Here is a 13,601-nt window from a genome sequence, read left to right on the forward strand (position 1 = left end):
CGGGTCAGACGGGTCAGTAGATCTGCAGCGGCTCCGGCCCGGCCGGCGGCGCGAACAGCCGGTCGAGCTCGGCCCGATCGTCGGCGCCGAGCGTGACCTCGAGTGCTGCGGCGTTCTCGGCCACGCGATCCGGGTCGCCGGATTTCGGGATGGAGATCACCCCGTCCCGATCGAGCAGCCAGGCCAGCGCGGCCTGGGCCGGCGTCAGGTCGCGCTCCCTGGCGAAAGCGGCCAGACCCGCGTGCCGCAGCAGCCCGCCGTGGTCGAAGGGCGAATACGCCATCGTTGCGATCCCGCGTTCCCGAAGCCAATCCAGCAGATCCCATTCGATGCCGCGCTGGGCCAGGTTGTAGAGCAGCTGGTTGGCCTGGATCGCCGCCCCACCCTCACAGTCGACGAAGCGCCGGCTCGCCGCCAGATCGAGATTGCTCACGCCAAAGTGGCGGATGCGGCCGTCCGCCTGCAGCCGCCGGAACGCTTCGAGCGTGGCCTCGAAGGGCACGCTGCCCTGCCAGTGCAGCAGATACAGATCGAGATGATCGGTGCCGAGCCGTTCGAGGCTGGCTTCGCAGGCGGCGATGGCCGAGGACGTGTCCGCGTTCGACGGCAGCACCTTGCTGACCAGGAACACCTCGTCGCGGCGGCCGGCGATCGCCTCGCCGACCAGTCGTTCGGCGCGGCCGCTGCCGTACATCTCGGCGGTATCGATCAGGCGCATGCCGTGATCGATGCCGGCGCGTAGCGCGGCCACCTCGGTGTCGCGCGTCGCCGGATCGTCGCCCAGAAACCAGGTGCCCTGGCCGAGCGCGGGCACCGACTCGCCGCAGGGCAGTGTCACCGTCTTCATGTCTTGAACTCTGCTGTGGTGGTGCTACCAGCGCTCGCCGAACGGCCGCAGATCGAACTCGAACGTCCACGCCGACGGCGGCTGACGCGTGATCTGATAGACGGATTCCGCGATCGCATCGGCATCGAGAAAGAAGGTATCGGGCCTGTCCGGCATCATCTCACGGGTGCGCGGGGTGGCGACGACGCCGTCGATGATCGCGATCGCCACGTGGATGCCCTCGGGTCCGAGCTGGCGGGCGAGCGACTGCGCGAGGCTGTACTGCGCGGCCTTGGCCTGGGCGAACCCGGCGAAACGCGCCCCGCCCTTGCGGCTCGCGGTGGCGCCGGAAACCACGATGTGGCCGGCGCCGGCCGCACGCATGCCGGGCAGGACCGCGCGCGTGCAGTGGAACAGGCCGAGCGTGTTCGTGCGCCAGGCGGCTTCGAGATCCGCGGCTTCGACCTCGTCCACGCTGCCGAACACGGCGTTACCCGCGTTGTAGAGCAGCGTCTCGACGGGGCCGAGCTCCGTCGCGATGGTCTTGAACGTCGCCTCGACGGCCGCGCCGTCGGTCACGTCGCAGACATAGCCGTGCGCCGCGTCCAACCCCTCGGCGCTCGCGGCGACCGTCTCGTCGCGGCGCGCGATCAGGGCCACGCGATAGCCCGCCGCCGCGAAGCGCCGGGCCAGCGCCCGGCCGTTGCCCGGGCCGGCACCGGGAATCGCACAGACCGGAGGACTCATGCCAGACACCCTGGTCTCACAGCCGCTCCACGATCGTGACGTTGGCCATGCCGCCGCCTTCGCACATCGTCTGCAGCCCGTAGCGCCCACCGTGGCGATGCAGCCCGTGCACCAGCGTCGTCATGAGCCGGGTGCCGGAGGCGCCGAGCGGGTGCCCGAGCGCGATCGCGCCGCCGTGCACGTTCATCCGCTGCGGATCGGCGCCGGTCGCCGCCAGCCAGGCCAGCGGGATCGGGGCGAAGGCCTCGTTGACCTCGAACAGGTCGATGTCGTCGACCGACAGATCGGTGCGCGCCAGCGCCCGGTCCGTGGCCGGCAGCGGCGCCTCCAGCATGATCACCGGGTCGTGGCCGATGACGCTCATGTGGTGGACCCGCGCCATCGGCGTCACGCCCAACCGCCGCAGACCGTTCTCGTTGACCACCAGCACGCCGCTGGCACCGTCGCAGATCTGGCTCGCGGTCGCGGCACTGATGCGCCCGTTCTCGGCCAGCGGCGAGACGCCGGCGATGGCCTGCCGCGTGGCGTCGAAGCGAATGCCCTCGTCGACCGCGTGCATGCACTGGCCGCCGGTCTCGGGATCGAGCACGGAGACCGGCAGGATCTCGTCGTCGAAGGCGCCGGCTTCGGCCGCCTGTGCGGCCCGGCGATGGCTGTCGAGCGCGAACTCGTCCAGCGCGTAACGTTCGAGGCCGTATTTCTCGGCCACCATTTCGGCGCCCTCGAACTGGCTGAACAGCTCCGTCGCGGGATAGCGCGTCCGGATCGCGGGGCTCATGTACAGACCCATGTCGGCCTGCTTCGCCAGCGTGAGCGGCGCCCCCATGGGCACGCGGGTCATGCTCTCCACCCCGCCGGCGACGACCACGTCCTGACAGCCCGACATCACGGCCTGGGCGGCGAAGTGCAGGGCCTGCTGCGACGAACCGCACTGCCGGTCGACGCTGGTACCCGGCACGGCTTCGGGCAGGCTCGAGGCCAGCACCGCGTTGCGGGCGACGTTGACCGCCTGCTCGCCGACCTGGCCGACGCAGCCGAGAATGACGTCGTCGACCGCATCCGGTGCGACGCCGGTGGAGTCCACGAGTCCGTCGATCATCGTGCCGGCGAGATCCACCGGATGCCAGCCCGACAGGCGTCCGCCCCGGCGTCCGCCGGCCGTGCGCATTGCCGATACGATGTACGCTTCACCCATGACGCAATGTCCTGCTCTGCCCGCAACGCTGAGCCTACGTTTGTGCCAGCCTGCCCGAACCCTGTAAAGCGCGATGTCCGCGCCCATGTCCGCAAGCCGCAAGTCAAAGCTCACCCACGCCGCGATCTTCACCCTGGTGCGCAGGATCCCCGAGGGCCGTGTCGCCACCTACGGCCAGATCGCCCGGCTGGCCGGGCATCCCCGGGCCGCGCGCCAGGTCGGCTATGCGATGCATCAATGTCCGCCGGGACTGCCGTGGCATCGCGTGATCAACGCCCGCGGACGGCTGTCGCTGCCGGAGGGCAGCACCGGTGCGCTCACCCAGCGGCGACGGCTGGAGACCGAGGGCGTAGTCTTCATCGGCGGACGTATCGACCTCGAGCGTCACGGCTGGCAACCCGACTGATACGGCAGTCAGCCGCCCGAGCTGCGCCCCGGCCGGCGCTCGCGCACAGGGGGCTCGGAGCGACCGGACGCCGTGGTTTCCGCGATCGCGTCGTGCTTGGGCCGCTGGCCGCCCCGCCAAGTGGACGCGGTGCGAGGCTGCCGCGCAGACAACCGCCCGTGCGCACCCCAACAACAATCAACACCAGGCGTGCACAAGCCTGTGAACAAACGGCGACAGCCCCGCTGTACCAAGGGATTGCGGCCGGCGGTCATTTTCTGACCAGGCGCCTCGCACGCCGCGGGCTATCGTCCAGCACAGGGCGCGCCGGGGCGCAACGGCGGCCCGAGGGGGTAAATTACCGGATGGACGCACGTCGCAGCCGCGTGGCGAAATGAGGATCGCCATAACACAGGAGGAGATCGCCATGCTTCTGAGCCATCGAACGCGACGAATGCGCATGACGGCGAGCTGGTACCGGATCGCCCTCGATGCCAATGCGCTGACGCGCGGCGAACGCGAGCGTGTGAAACAAGCGTTCGAAAACGCCCATCGGGCCGCAGGCAGCCCCGAGGACGTCAGCCTGTGGTCGGAACCGCAATCCGACGGCGGCGTCCACCTGTTCCTGTCGCCACTCGCGGTGATGAACGAGCCGGGGCTGGTCCATCGTTTCAACGCCATTCACTGCGCCCGCCCGCGACAGCCGCTGCAGCTGCTGGCCGGCCGCCATCGCATGTCGGCGTGCGCGGCCGGCAGCAGCAGCCGGCCCGCCTCGACACGCACCGTGCGTGGATCTGGACTGCCGGCGACCTATCGATGCCGCTCCGTGCGTCGATTCAACGTCGCGCGCGCCTGTCAGCCACATGACCTGGCCCCGTTCGTCAGACGCTGGATCGGCGCCTGGTCGGCTGGCGCCACGTCCGCGCCCAAGCCCGGATCGCATCGACGCTGAGTCGCGAAACGCCCGCGCCTGCGCCCTGCGGGCCGGGCCTGCTAGGCTGCGATCCGGCGTTCATGCAGATAACAAGGACAGATCATGCGCATCGAGGATCGCTGTTTCCTGATCACCGGCGGCGGCTCCGGACTCGGCGCCGCCAGCGCTCGCGCGCTGGTCGAGGCGGGCGCCCGTGTCGTGCTGGCGGATATCGACGACACCAAGGCACGCGAGACCGCCGACGCCATCGGCAGCTCCGCCCACTACGTCCACTGCGACGTCACGCGCGAGGAGGACGGCCGCGCGGCCGTGGCCGCGGCACGCGAGCACGGCGGCGGGCTGCACGGGCTGATCAACTGCGCGGGCATCGGCATCCCGGCCAAGGTGCTCGGCCGGGACGGCCCCCACGACCTGACCCAGTTCAGTCGCGTCATCCAGATCAATCTGATCGGCAGCTTCAATATGATCCGGCTGGCCAGCGAGGCGATCGCCGCGGAGACGCCCGACGACGACGGCGAACGCGGCGTCATCATCAACACGGCTTCGGTGGCGGCCTTCGAGGGCCAGATCGGCCAGGCCTCCTATGCCGCCTCCAAGGGCGGCGTCGTCGGCATGACGCTGCCCATCGCCCGCGAGATGGCACGCCACGGCATTCGCGTGATGACCATCGCGCCGGGGCTGTTCGACACGCCGATGATGGCCGAACTGCCCGAGGATGTCCGCGATTCGCTCGGGGCGATGGTGCCCTTCCCGTCGCGCCTGGGGCAGCCGGCCGAGTACGCCCGCCTGGCCCGCGACATCATCGAGAATCCGATGCTCAACGGCAGCACCATCCGGCTCGACGGCGCCATCCGGATGCAGCCCAAGTAGTAGGCCGTGGCTCGTGGCGGTATGTGGCATGATCGGCTGAAAATCGCTCGGTGCTAAATCCGATGACTCCATCCGAGACCGCTCCCACGCGAATCGACGACACCGACGCTTTGGTGCTGCAGAGCGTCGACGCTCGCGGTGTCTGCACCCTGACACTGAATCGACCCCGGCAGTACAACGCCCTGTCCGACGCGGTGCTGGACGAACTCGACGCCGCGCTCCTGGCCAGCGGCGAGAACCCGGAGGTCCGCTGCGTGGTGATCGCCGCGAACGGGCCCGCGTTCTGTGCCGGCCACGATCTCCGGGAACTGCGCGCCAGCGAGGACCGGCGCGTCCACGAGGCCACCTTCGCCCGCTGCAGCGGGCTCATGCAGCGCATCGTCGCTCACCCCGTGCCCGTGATCGCACGAGTGCAGGGCCTGGCCACCGCCGCCGGCTGTCAGCTCGTGGCCAGCTGCGATCTGGCGGTCGCCGCCGAACGGGCGCAGTTCGCGGTTTCCGGTATCCGAGCCGGCCTGTTCTGCTCGACGCCGGCCGTGGCGCTCAGCCGTGCGATCGCGCCCAAGCGCGCCTTCGAGATGCTCGTCACCGGCGATTTCATCGACGCCGTGACCGCACGCGACTGGGGCCTCGTGAACGCCGTCGTCACCGACGCCGCGCTCGACGAGGGCGTGGCCCGCTACACCGACAGCATCTGTGCCAAGAGCCGTCACGCCATTCGGCGCGGCAAGGCGCTCTTCCATCGCCAGATCGAGCGCCCCCTGGCCGAGGCCTACGCCGATGCGAGCGAGGCCATCACCTGCGACCTGTCCTCGCACGACGCACGGGAAGGCATCGACGCCTTCCTCGAGAAACGCGCGCCGCACTGGCGCGATCGCTGAGGGCGGTGTCCGCTTCGGTGTGGGCGTCTTGCCCGCCCCCTATGAGCCCGCACTTCGAGGCGCATGATTAAGACGCCCGAAGCCCGACGGGACACGGTGGCAGCGGCGCCGATTCCCTGCCGGCGCCGGCAGGCGTGTCGCACTGAGCCGTCGGCGGCGCGTATCGGAGCGTCCACTCCATGGCAAGGGATGGCACACCTCGACATATATTCCGCTTAGCGATACTATCTTTCGCCCATTGGCACAGGCGAGTGTGCGAATGACATTATCGGGCCGGCAAGTCCGCTTCGGCGAACCTCCCGGTGGAATCTGTGCGAAGTTGAGCACCTCTTTGTTCGCGGCTCGACGCTACTCAACTTTCACAGCGAACTCAATGTCTCGAGCCTTTTGTACACCGGACTCGGCGCGGCGACAAGGGCTTCGTATTCTGTATACGAACATCGGTCTCGGGTACGCTCGCAGCGGCGCATGTCGATTCAATATTCCGCCGTCGACGGCAAATACGAAATAAGTTCAGTCCTTCGTTATTTCTCCCGTTTTTTAAAAACAATTCACCCTTCAAGAGCCGCATTCCATCGTGCTCGATAAATATATTGACGCTCGAACGACGGCCGTTTAGGCTTGCGAACGCCGCTTTCCGGTGGTCCGGCCAAAGCGTGTTTCCCCATCGCGGGATCGAAATCGTACCGGGCCGCCAAATACGACGCTTTTACAATAAAACCGGAGATCAAGCAGCCCATGCTCATCGATTCCTTTCTGCGTCCACTGTCCGCCTCGCTCGTGCTCGGCGCCCTTGCGCTCGCGCCGATGACGCAGGCCGTCGCCGACGAGGACAGCAAGCCCGACCTGCCCGGCACCATGACCTGGTCGTCCTATGACGTCGGTTCCGCCGGCTACGCCGAGGCGTCCGCGATCGCCGACGCCTTCGGCCGCGAGTTCGGCACCCGGATCCGCATCCAGCCCTCGGGCTCGGCGATCGGCCGGCTGCAGCCGCTGCTGCGCGATCGCGCCCAGGTCGGGTTCCTGGCGACCGAGACCTTCTTCGCGACCGAAGGCGTCGCCGACTTCGGCCAGCGCAAATGGGGCCCGCAGGACCTCCGCACGATGGCCGGCCGGCCGTCCTCGTTCGGTATCTTCACCGCGCGCGATGCGGACATCACGTCGATGGAGGAACTCGAGGGCCAGCGTTTCGCCTATGTGGCAGGCAACCCCTCGATCAACGAGAAGTGCGATGCGCTGCTCGCCTTCGCCGGCCTGAGCCGCGACGACGTCGATGCGCGCATGTTCCCGACCTACAACGCGGCGATGAGTTCTCTGGCCCAGGACAAGGCCGACGCCTCCTGCACCACGACCACGCCGAGCCAGGTCTATGAGCTCGCGGAGTCGCCGCGCGGCATCCGCTGGCTCGAGGTCGATCCGGACAACACCGAAGGCTGGGACCGCCTGAAGAAGGTCGCCCCCTTCCTCCAGCCCTACCGCGAGACCGCGGGCGCGGGCCTGAGCGAGGACAATCCGGTCGACATCTTCGCCTATCGCTATCCGGTGCTGGTGGTCCAGGCGGACGCGGACGAGGACTTCGTCTACAACTTCCTCAAGGCGTTCGACCAGACCTATTCGATGTACAAGGACGGCACTTCGGTGATGCAGCGCTGGGACCTCGATCGCGCCGGCACGCCGCCGATCGACGCGCCGTTCCACCCGGGCGCGATCAAGTATCTCGAGGAAAAGGGCATCTGGACCGACGAGATGCAGGCCTGGAACGATCAGCGTCTGGCCCGGCTCAACGCGCTGAAATCGGCCTGGAAGGAGGCCGTCGCTGAGGGCGAGGGCAAGGACGAGGACGCCTTCGCCGAGATCTGGCAGAAGCACCGCCAGGACGCACTCGACTCCCTCTAGACCGAGCGCCGTGGCCCGTCGGGCGCAGGCGGAGACCTGCGCCCGACGCTTATCCCGTTTGCAACGGAGACCGGTTTCATGAGCACCCAAACCCCCTCGGCGACCGAGCTGAACATGGAAGCCGAGCGCGAAGCTGGCAGTCGACTTTCCGGTGTGTCCTACTGGATCGTGCTGCTGCTGGGCACCGTCGGCCTGCTGCTGACCATCAACCAGACGTTCAATATCGGCCCGTTCGGCTTTCAGCCGCTGGGCAACTCGTTTCTCTATTACCTGATCGGCATCTTCCTCGCCGCCACCTTCCTCTACTATCCGGCCTGGTCCGGCGCCAAGCACCACGTGCCGCTGTATGACTGGGTTCTGGCGATCGCGGCGATCATCCCCGCGCTCTATCTCGGCTATCACGGCCTCGAGATCATCCGCGAGGGCTGGGATTTCAGTGCACCGCTCGAAGCCACCATCGCCTCCGGCGTCCTGCTGGCGCTGATCCTGGAGGGCACGCGACGCTGCGGCGGGATTCCGCTACTGCTCGTTGCGATTCTGTTCGGCAGCTATCCGCTGTTCGCGGATTACATGCCCGGGTTTCTGTGGGGCACGCAGTACGGCTTCGGCGAGACGCTGCGCGCACACGTCATGGGTGTGGAGTCGGTCATCGGCATTCCGATGCAGGTGGTGGCCAACCTGATCATCGGCTTCGTCGTCTTCGGCGCCGCACTCACGGTGACCGGCGGTGGCGACTTCTTCATGGATTTCGCGCTTGCGCTCATGGGCCGCAGCCGCGGCGGTCCGGCCAAGGTGGCCGTGGTCTCCAGCGGGATCATGGGCAGCCTGTCGGGCAGCGTGATCTCGAACATCCTGACCACCGGCCCGATCACCATCCCGACGATGAAAAAGGCCGGCTATCCGGCCCACTACGCCGGCGCGATCGAGGCCTGTGCATCGACCGGCGGCACGCTCATGCCGCCCGTGATGGGCGCGGTGGCCTTCATCATGGCCTCGTTTCTGAACGTACCCTACGCCGAGGTGATGATCGCGGCCTTCCTGCCGGCCCTGCTGTTCTACATGGCGCTGCTGTTCCAGGTCGACGCCTACGCCGCCCGGCGCGGACTCATCGGCATGCCGGAGTCGCAGATTCCGAAGGTGCTGGATACGCTGAAGACGGGCTGGCCGTATCTGTTCAGCCTGGCGATGCTCATCTACATGCTGCTGGTCATGCGCCTGGACGCCTACGCGCCCTATTACGCGACCGTCGTTCTGCTGGTGATTTCGGTGTTCAAGCGCCAGTACCGGATGAACTGGACACGGCTTCAGTATCTGATCATGACGCTGACGAGCAGCGTCGGCAGCCTGGTCTCCATTCTCGCGGGCATCGGCCTGGTCGTCGGCGGGCTGTCCTATACCGGCGTGGCCGGCGCGTTCTCGCGCGAACTGCTGCTCTATGCCGACGGCAACATCGCGCTGATGCTCGGCGCCGGCGCGATCACCAGCTTCGTGCTGGGCATGGGCATGACGGTCAGCGCCTGCTACATCTTCCTGTCGATCCTGCTGGCGCCGGCGCTGGTACAGGCCGGGCTGAATCCGCTGGCCAGCCATCTGTTCATCCTGTACTGGGGCATGATGTCCTACATCCCCCCGCCGGTGGCGCTGGCGGCGATCACGGCGGCCGGCGTGGCCGGCTCCAAGGCCTCGCGGACGGGACTCTACGCCATGCGTCTGGGCAGCATTCTGTTCGTGCTGCCCTTCCTGTTCGTGACCAATCCGTCGCTGATCCTGCAGGGTGACCTGCTCCATATCGTCATCTCGGCGGCCACCGCGCTCACCGCGATCTGGCTGGTGGCCTCCGCGCTCGAGGGCTATCTCTACCGCGTCGGCACGATCAACCCGGCCATGCGCCTGATCGTGCTGGTCGCGGCCGCGGCCCTCATCTATCCGGAGCGCCAGACGGACCTGGCCGGCCTTGCGATCATCGTCGGCGTCTACATCGCCGACGCCGCCCTGGGCGGCCGCCTGGGCTCGAAGGAGGCCCAGCGGTATGCCCGCGAACGGGCCGAACAGCAGGCCGCCGAAGACAAGCCCGCGACCCACGAGGGAATCTGAATGATAGACAAGCGTATCGCCTCCATGCGCGAGGCCCTGACCGACGTCGCGCCGGGCAGCGCGGTGATGATCGGCGGCTTCGGCAGTTCGGGCATTCCGTTCGAACTGATCGAGGCCCTGCGTCAGCACGGCGCCGGCGATCTGACCATCATCTCCAACAACGCCGGCGTGGCCGAGGAAGGCATCGCCGCCCTGCTGCGCGATCGCCTGGTGCGCAAGGTGGTCTGCAGCTACCCGCGTTCCCAGGGTTCGATCTGGTTCGAGCGCCTGTTTGAGGAAGGCGCGATCGAACTGGAGCTGATCCCGCAGGGGACCTTCGCCGAGCGCATGCGTGCGGCCGGCGCGGGCCTGGGCGGCTTCTTCACGCCGACCGGATACGGCACCAAGATGGCCGAAGGCAAGGAGACCCGCGAGATCGACGGTCGCGGCTATGTGCTCGAACATCCGCTGTCGGCGGATTTCGCCCTGGTCCGCGCCCACAAGGGCGACCGCTGGGGCAACCTCGCCTACAACACCGCCGGCCGCAACTTCAATCCGGTGATGGCGATGGCCGCCGAGGTCACCGTGGCCGAAGTCGAGCATCTCGTCGAGCTCGGCGATCTCAACCCCGAAAGCGTCGCCACCCCCGGCGTGTTCGTGAACCGCGTCGTCGCACAGGAGGGCATGAACTGATGCAGCGCCTGACACCCGAACAGATGGCCGAACGGCTGGCCCAGGACATTCCCGACGGCAGCTACGTGAATCTCGGCATCGGCATGCCGGTGATGGTCGCCAATTTCGTGCCCGAGGGCCGGGATGTGATCTATCACAGCGAGAACGGCATCCTCGGCGTCGGCCCCACGCCGGCGCCGGGCACCGAGGATCCGGATCTGATCAATGCGGCCAAGCAGTACGTCACCCTGATCAAGGGCGGCTGCTTCTTCGATACGGCCGAATCCTTCGCCATGATGCGCGGCGGCCATCTGGACATCGCTGTGCTCGGCGGCTTCCAGGTCTCCGCGGCCGGCGATCTGGCCAACTGGGCGACCGACAACGAGAAATACCCGCCGGCCGTGGGCGGCGCCATGGATCTGTCGGTGGGCGCGAAGGCGGTGTACGTGCTCATGCGGCACACCACCAAGGACGGCCAGCCCAAGATCCTCGACGAGTGCAGCTATCCGCTGACCGGCACCGGGGTGGTCCGTCGGATCTACACCGATCTCGCCGTGATCGAGGTCACCGACGCGGGGCTGCAGGTCGTGGAACTGCACGACGGCAACAGCTTCGAAGACGTCCAAGCGGCGACCGGCACCCGGCTGCTGCCGCCGGCGGCCTGAACGCGAACCTCGACAGCGCCCGGCTGCGCAGCGCGCTCGCCTACATCGCGCTGGCCGCCGGTGTCGCCGGCGTGGGCCACGGGGCGGCCTTCGTCGGCGCGCCGGCGGTATTGGCCTATGTGGCCCTCGCCTGGCCGTCGCTGAACCGCGTCCCCCGGTTCATCCTCGCGGTCGCCGCCGCAACCACGGGGGTCTGCCTGCTCGCCGCACCCGCGCTGCTGGTGGACGGCGGCCGCACGCTGACCCGGCTGGCCGCCCTGATCATCGCCGTCATGCTGCTCGCGCATACGCTCGGCCGCTCGCGGCATCTGGGCGTGATCTCGGAGCATCTGTTCTCCGGACGGGCGCTGACGCGCTATCTCAGCGTGACCTTCGGCAGTCTGTTCCTGGCGGTACCGCTGAACTTCGGCGCGGTCAGCGTCGTCGGCACGCTCATCGGCCGCGAGATCGAACGTCACGGCGACTCCGCCGGGACACGGAACGCGGCCCGCGGCGTGCTCAGGGGCTTTGGTTCGGCGTCACTGTGCTCGCCGCTGTCGATCGCGGTCGTGCTCACCCTGACCCTGGTTCCCGGCATCGACGGCACGTCGCTGATCGCACTGACCTTTCCGCTGGCGGCAACCTATCTGTCCCTCGGCGCCTGGTTTCGCGAGCCCGAATCCGACGCGGGCCGGGTGCCGGACCGGTCCGCCGGCCAGGTGGCCGCATCCTGGCTGTTCTTTGCCGGCTGCATCGGACTGATCTGTGTGGGCACGGGCCTGCTGCGCCAGCTCGCCGGCTTCGACTACGCCCGCGCGGTCACCTGCAGCTGCCTTGCAGTGGTCGCGCTCGGGCTGCTCGGCGCCCCGCGCGCCGAGCGCGTGCCGGCCATGGGCGGCATCGGCAACGAGCTGGCGATCATCGGCGGTTCGGCATTTCTGGGCGCGACCCTGAGTGCGTTCGTCGCCACCCGGCTCGGCGCCGACTTCGCGCTGCCCCTGTGGTCCTTCCCGCTGATCGCGCTGGGCACGCCCTGGCTGCTGTTCGGCGGCGGGCTCTGCGGCCTCAATCCCCTGGTGCTGGTGACGCTGCTCGGCGGTCTCGCCGGCCGGTTGTGGCCGCCGGCGGCCGGTCTCGGTCTCGGCATCGCACTGGTCTCCGGCTGGGGGCTGACCATCGCCGGCACGCCCTATTCCGCGAACGCCCTGCTCGTCCAGCGGCTCACCGGCTACGACAACTGGCGGGTGTCGGTAACCTGGAGCGGGCACCTGTCGCTATGCGCCCTGACGCTCGCCTCGACGCTCGCCGCCGCCGTGACCGTGATCGCGCTTTTCGGTTAGCGGCCCGTACCGGCCGCGATGATAGCCTGAGCGGATATCCCATGGCCTCATCCTGATGACCGATCACACGTTTCGTGCCCTCTACCCGGAGATCGAGCCCTTCGACAGTGGCCGTCTCGCCGTGTCCGAGCGCCACACGCTCTACTACGAGCAGTGCGGGCGTCCCGACGGCAAGCCGGTGGTGTTCCTGCACGGCGGCCCGGGCGGCGGTTGCGCCCCGGCAAGCCGACGCTTCTTCGATCCCGAGCGCTATCGCATTGTGCTGTTCGACCAGCGCGGCTGCGGACGCTCGACGCCACATGCGGACCTCGTCGACAACACGACCCAGCACCTGGTCGCCGACATCGAACGTCTGCGACAGCATCTGGCCGTCGACCGCTGGCAGGTCTTCGGCGGTTCCTGGGGCTCGACGCTCGCCCTCGCCTACGCCGAAGCGCACCCACAGCGGGTGACCGAGCTCGTGCTGCGCGGCATCTTCATGCTGCGCCGCGCCGAGATGCTCTGGTTCTATCAACAGGGCGCCAACGCGCTGTTCCCGGATGCCTTCGAAGCTTATCGCGATCACATTCCCGCGGCCGAGCGCGGCGACATGATCGGCGCCTACTATCGGCGCCTGACCAGCGACGATCCGGAGGTCCGTATGGCGGCGGCCCGGCACTGGTCCACCTGGGAAGGCGCGACGAGCCATCTCCAGCCCAGCCGCGACTATCTCGAGACCACCGCCGGCAGCCGTTTCGCGCTGGCCTTCGCCCGCATCGAATGCCACTACTTCGTGCACGGCGGCTTCTTCGAACACGACGATCAGCTGCTGCGGGAGATCGACCGCATCCGCCACATCCCGACCGTCATCGTGCACGGCCGCTACGACGTGGTCTGCCCGCTGGCCAACGCCTGGGATCTGCATCGCGCCTGGCCGGAGGCGGAGTTGCGGATCAGCCCCGCCGCCGGCCATTCGGCTTTCGAGCCCGCAAACCGGCATGCCTTGCTCGAGGCGACCGACCGGTTCGCCGCCCGCGACTGAGTTTCGTTTGCCAGCGCGCGGTCAGGGGGCCGATCCGGGCCGCGGCGCGAAAGGGGAAGCCGAGGATCGCGAGTGACCCGGGCCCGGCCGACGCGTATTCGCGGTCCGATCCGGTAT

13 protein-coding genes are annotated in these 13,601 nt (G+C 68.2%); 10 read left to right on the top strand and 3 right to left on the bottom strand.

The window, feature by feature from the left end:
• Positions 1-13 precede the first annotated feature (13 nt).
• The 3 genes from SAHL_RS15980 to SAHL_RS15990 are packed head-to-tail and all read right to left on the bottom strand — an operon-like array spanning position 14 to position 2,768.
• The gene (locus tag SAHL_RS15980) at positions 14-847 is read right to left on the bottom strand and encodes an aldo/keto reductase (protein ID WP_123592415.1); all 834 of its coding nucleotides are present in this window, start codon (positions 845-847) and stop codon (positions 14-16) included.
• 24 nt (positions 848-871) lie between these two features.
• On the bottom strand, positions 872-1,573 hold the full coding sequence (locus tag SAHL_RS15985) for an SDR family NAD(P)-dependent oxidoreductase (protein ID WP_123592416.1): 702 nt from the start codon (positions 1,571-1,573) through the stop codon (positions 872-874).
• A gap of 16 nt (positions 1,574-1,589) precedes the next feature.
• Positions 1,590-2,768: an acetyl-CoA C-acetyltransferase gene (locus SAHL_RS15990; protein ID WP_123592417.1), complete on the bottom strand. Its 1,179-nt coding sequence runs from the start codon at positions 2,766-2,768 to the stop codon at positions 1,590-1,592.
• Between the two features lie 85 nt (positions 2,769-2,853).
• On the opposite strand from SAHL_RS15990, the gene SAHL_RS15995 reads away from it, so the two are divergent.
• The 10 genes from SAHL_RS15995 (at position 2,854) to pip (ending at position 13,484) form a co-directional block, all read left to right on the top strand.
• Positions 2,854-3,174, top strand: coding sequence for an MGMT family protein (locus SAHL_RS15995; RefSeq protein WP_245965446.1), 321 nt, complete (start codon positions 2,854-2,856; stop codon positions 3,172-3,174).
• A 406-nt stretch (positions 3,175-3,580) separates the two neighbouring features.
• Positions 3,581-4,105: a hypothetical protein gene (locus SAHL_RS16000; RefSeq protein ID WP_148045590.1), complete on the top strand. Its 525-nt coding sequence runs from the start codon at positions 3,581-3,583 to the stop codon at positions 4,103-4,105.
• A gap of 84 nt (positions 4,106-4,189) precedes the next feature.
• Complete coding sequence (locus tag SAHL_RS16005) at positions 4,190-4,957, top strand: 3-hydroxyacyl-CoA dehydrogenase (protein ID WP_123592420.1); 768 nt, start codon at positions 4,190-4,192, stop codon at positions 4,955-4,957.
• Positions 4,958-5,019: 62 nt separating this feature from the next.
• A complete protein-coding gene (locus SAHL_RS16010) occupies positions 5,020-5,838 on the top strand; it encodes an enoyl-CoA hydratase (protein ID WP_123592421.1) in 819 nt (272 codons plus the stop codon).
• Between the two features lie 738 nt (positions 5,839-6,576).
• The gene (locus tag SAHL_RS16015) at positions 6,577-7,734 is read left to right on the top strand and encodes a TAXI family TRAP transporter solute-binding subunit (RefSeq protein WP_123592422.1); all 1,158 of its coding nucleotides are present in this window, start codon (positions 6,577-6,579) and stop codon (positions 7,732-7,734) included.
• A 78-nt stretch (positions 7,735-7,812) separates the two neighbouring features.
• Entirely contained in the window at positions 7,813-9,828 is a 2,016-nt protein-coding gene (locus SAHL_RS16020) for a TRAP transporter permease (RefSeq protein ID WP_123592423.1), read from the top strand.
• On the top strand, positions 9,829-10,500 hold the full coding sequence (locus tag SAHL_RS16025; RefSeq protein ID WP_123592424.1) for a 3-oxoacid CoA-transferase subunit A: 672 nt from the start codon (positions 9,829-9,831) through the stop codon (positions 10,498-10,500).
• Entirely contained in the window at positions 10,500-11,144 is a 645-nt protein-coding gene (locus SAHL_RS16030) for a 3-oxoacid CoA-transferase subunit B (protein ID WP_123592425.1), read from the top strand. Before SAHL_RS16025 ends, SAHL_RS16030 begins: the two co-directional genes overlap by 1 nt.
• A 71-nt stretch (positions 11,145-11,215) precedes the next feature.
• On the top strand, positions 11,216-12,463 hold the full coding sequence (locus SAHL_RS17910; protein ID WP_184947775.1) for a hypothetical protein: 1,248 nt from the start codon (positions 11,216-11,218) through the stop codon (positions 12,461-12,463).
• Between the two features lie 55 nt (positions 12,464-12,518).
• Positions 12,519-13,484, top strand: a complete 966-nt coding sequence (pip, locus tag SAHL_RS16040) for a prolyl aminopeptidase (protein ID WP_123592427.1) — start codon at positions 12,519-12,521, stop codon at positions 13,482-13,484.
• Positions 13,485-13,601 lie beyond the last annotated feature (117 nt).

Source organism: Salinisphaera orenii subsp. halophila YIM 95161 (assembly GCF_003732545.1).
Taxonomy (GTDB): domain Bacteria; phylum Pseudomonadota; class Gammaproteobacteria; order Nevskiales; family Salinisphaeraceae; genus Salinisphaera; species Salinisphaera orenii_A.

Coding starts and splice junctions, on each gene's coding strand:
- SAHL_RS15980 (WP_123592415.1), bottom strand. CDS start 847: ATGAAGACGGTGACACTGCCCTGCGGCGAGTCGGTGCCCGCGCTCGGC.
- SAHL_RS15985 (WP_123592416.1), bottom strand. CDS start 1,573: ATGAGTCCTCCGGTCTGTGCGATTCCCGGTGCCGGCCCGGGCAACGGC.
- SAHL_RS15990 (WP_123592417.1), bottom strand. CDS start 2,768: ATGGGTGAAGCGTACATCGTATCGGCAATGCGCACGGCCGGCGGACGC.
- SAHL_RS15995 (WP_245965446.1), top strand. CDS start 2,854: ATGTCCGCAAGCCGCAAGTCAAAGCTCACCCACGCCGCGATCTTCACC.
- SAHL_RS16000 (WP_148045590.1), top strand. CDS start 3,581: ATGCTTCTGAGCCATCGAACGCGACGAATGCGCATGACGGCGAGCTGG.
- SAHL_RS16005 (WP_123592420.1), top strand. CDS start 4,190: ATGCGCATCGAGGATCGCTGTTTCCTGATCACCGGCGGCGGCTCCGGA.
- SAHL_RS16010 (WP_123592421.1), top strand. CDS start 5,020: ATGACTCCATCCGAGACCGCTCCCACGCGAATCGACGACACCGACGCT.
- SAHL_RS16015 (WP_123592422.1), top strand. CDS start 6,577: ATGCTCATCGATTCCTTTCTGCGTCCACTGTCCGCCTCGCTCGTGCTC.
- SAHL_RS16020 (WP_123592423.1), top strand. CDS start 7,813: ATGAGCACCCAAACCCCCTCGGCGACCGAGCTGAACATGGAAGCCGAG.
- SAHL_RS16025 (WP_123592424.1), top strand. CDS start 9,829: ATGATAGACAAGCGTATCGCCTCCATGCGCGAGGCCCTGACCGACGTC.
- SAHL_RS16030 (WP_123592425.1), top strand. CDS start 10,500: ATGCAGCGCCTGACACCCGAACAGATGGCCGAACGGCTGGCCCAGGAC.
- pip (WP_123592427.1), top strand. CDS start 12,519: ATGACCGATCACACGTTTCGTGCCCTCTACCCGGAGATCGAGCCCTTC.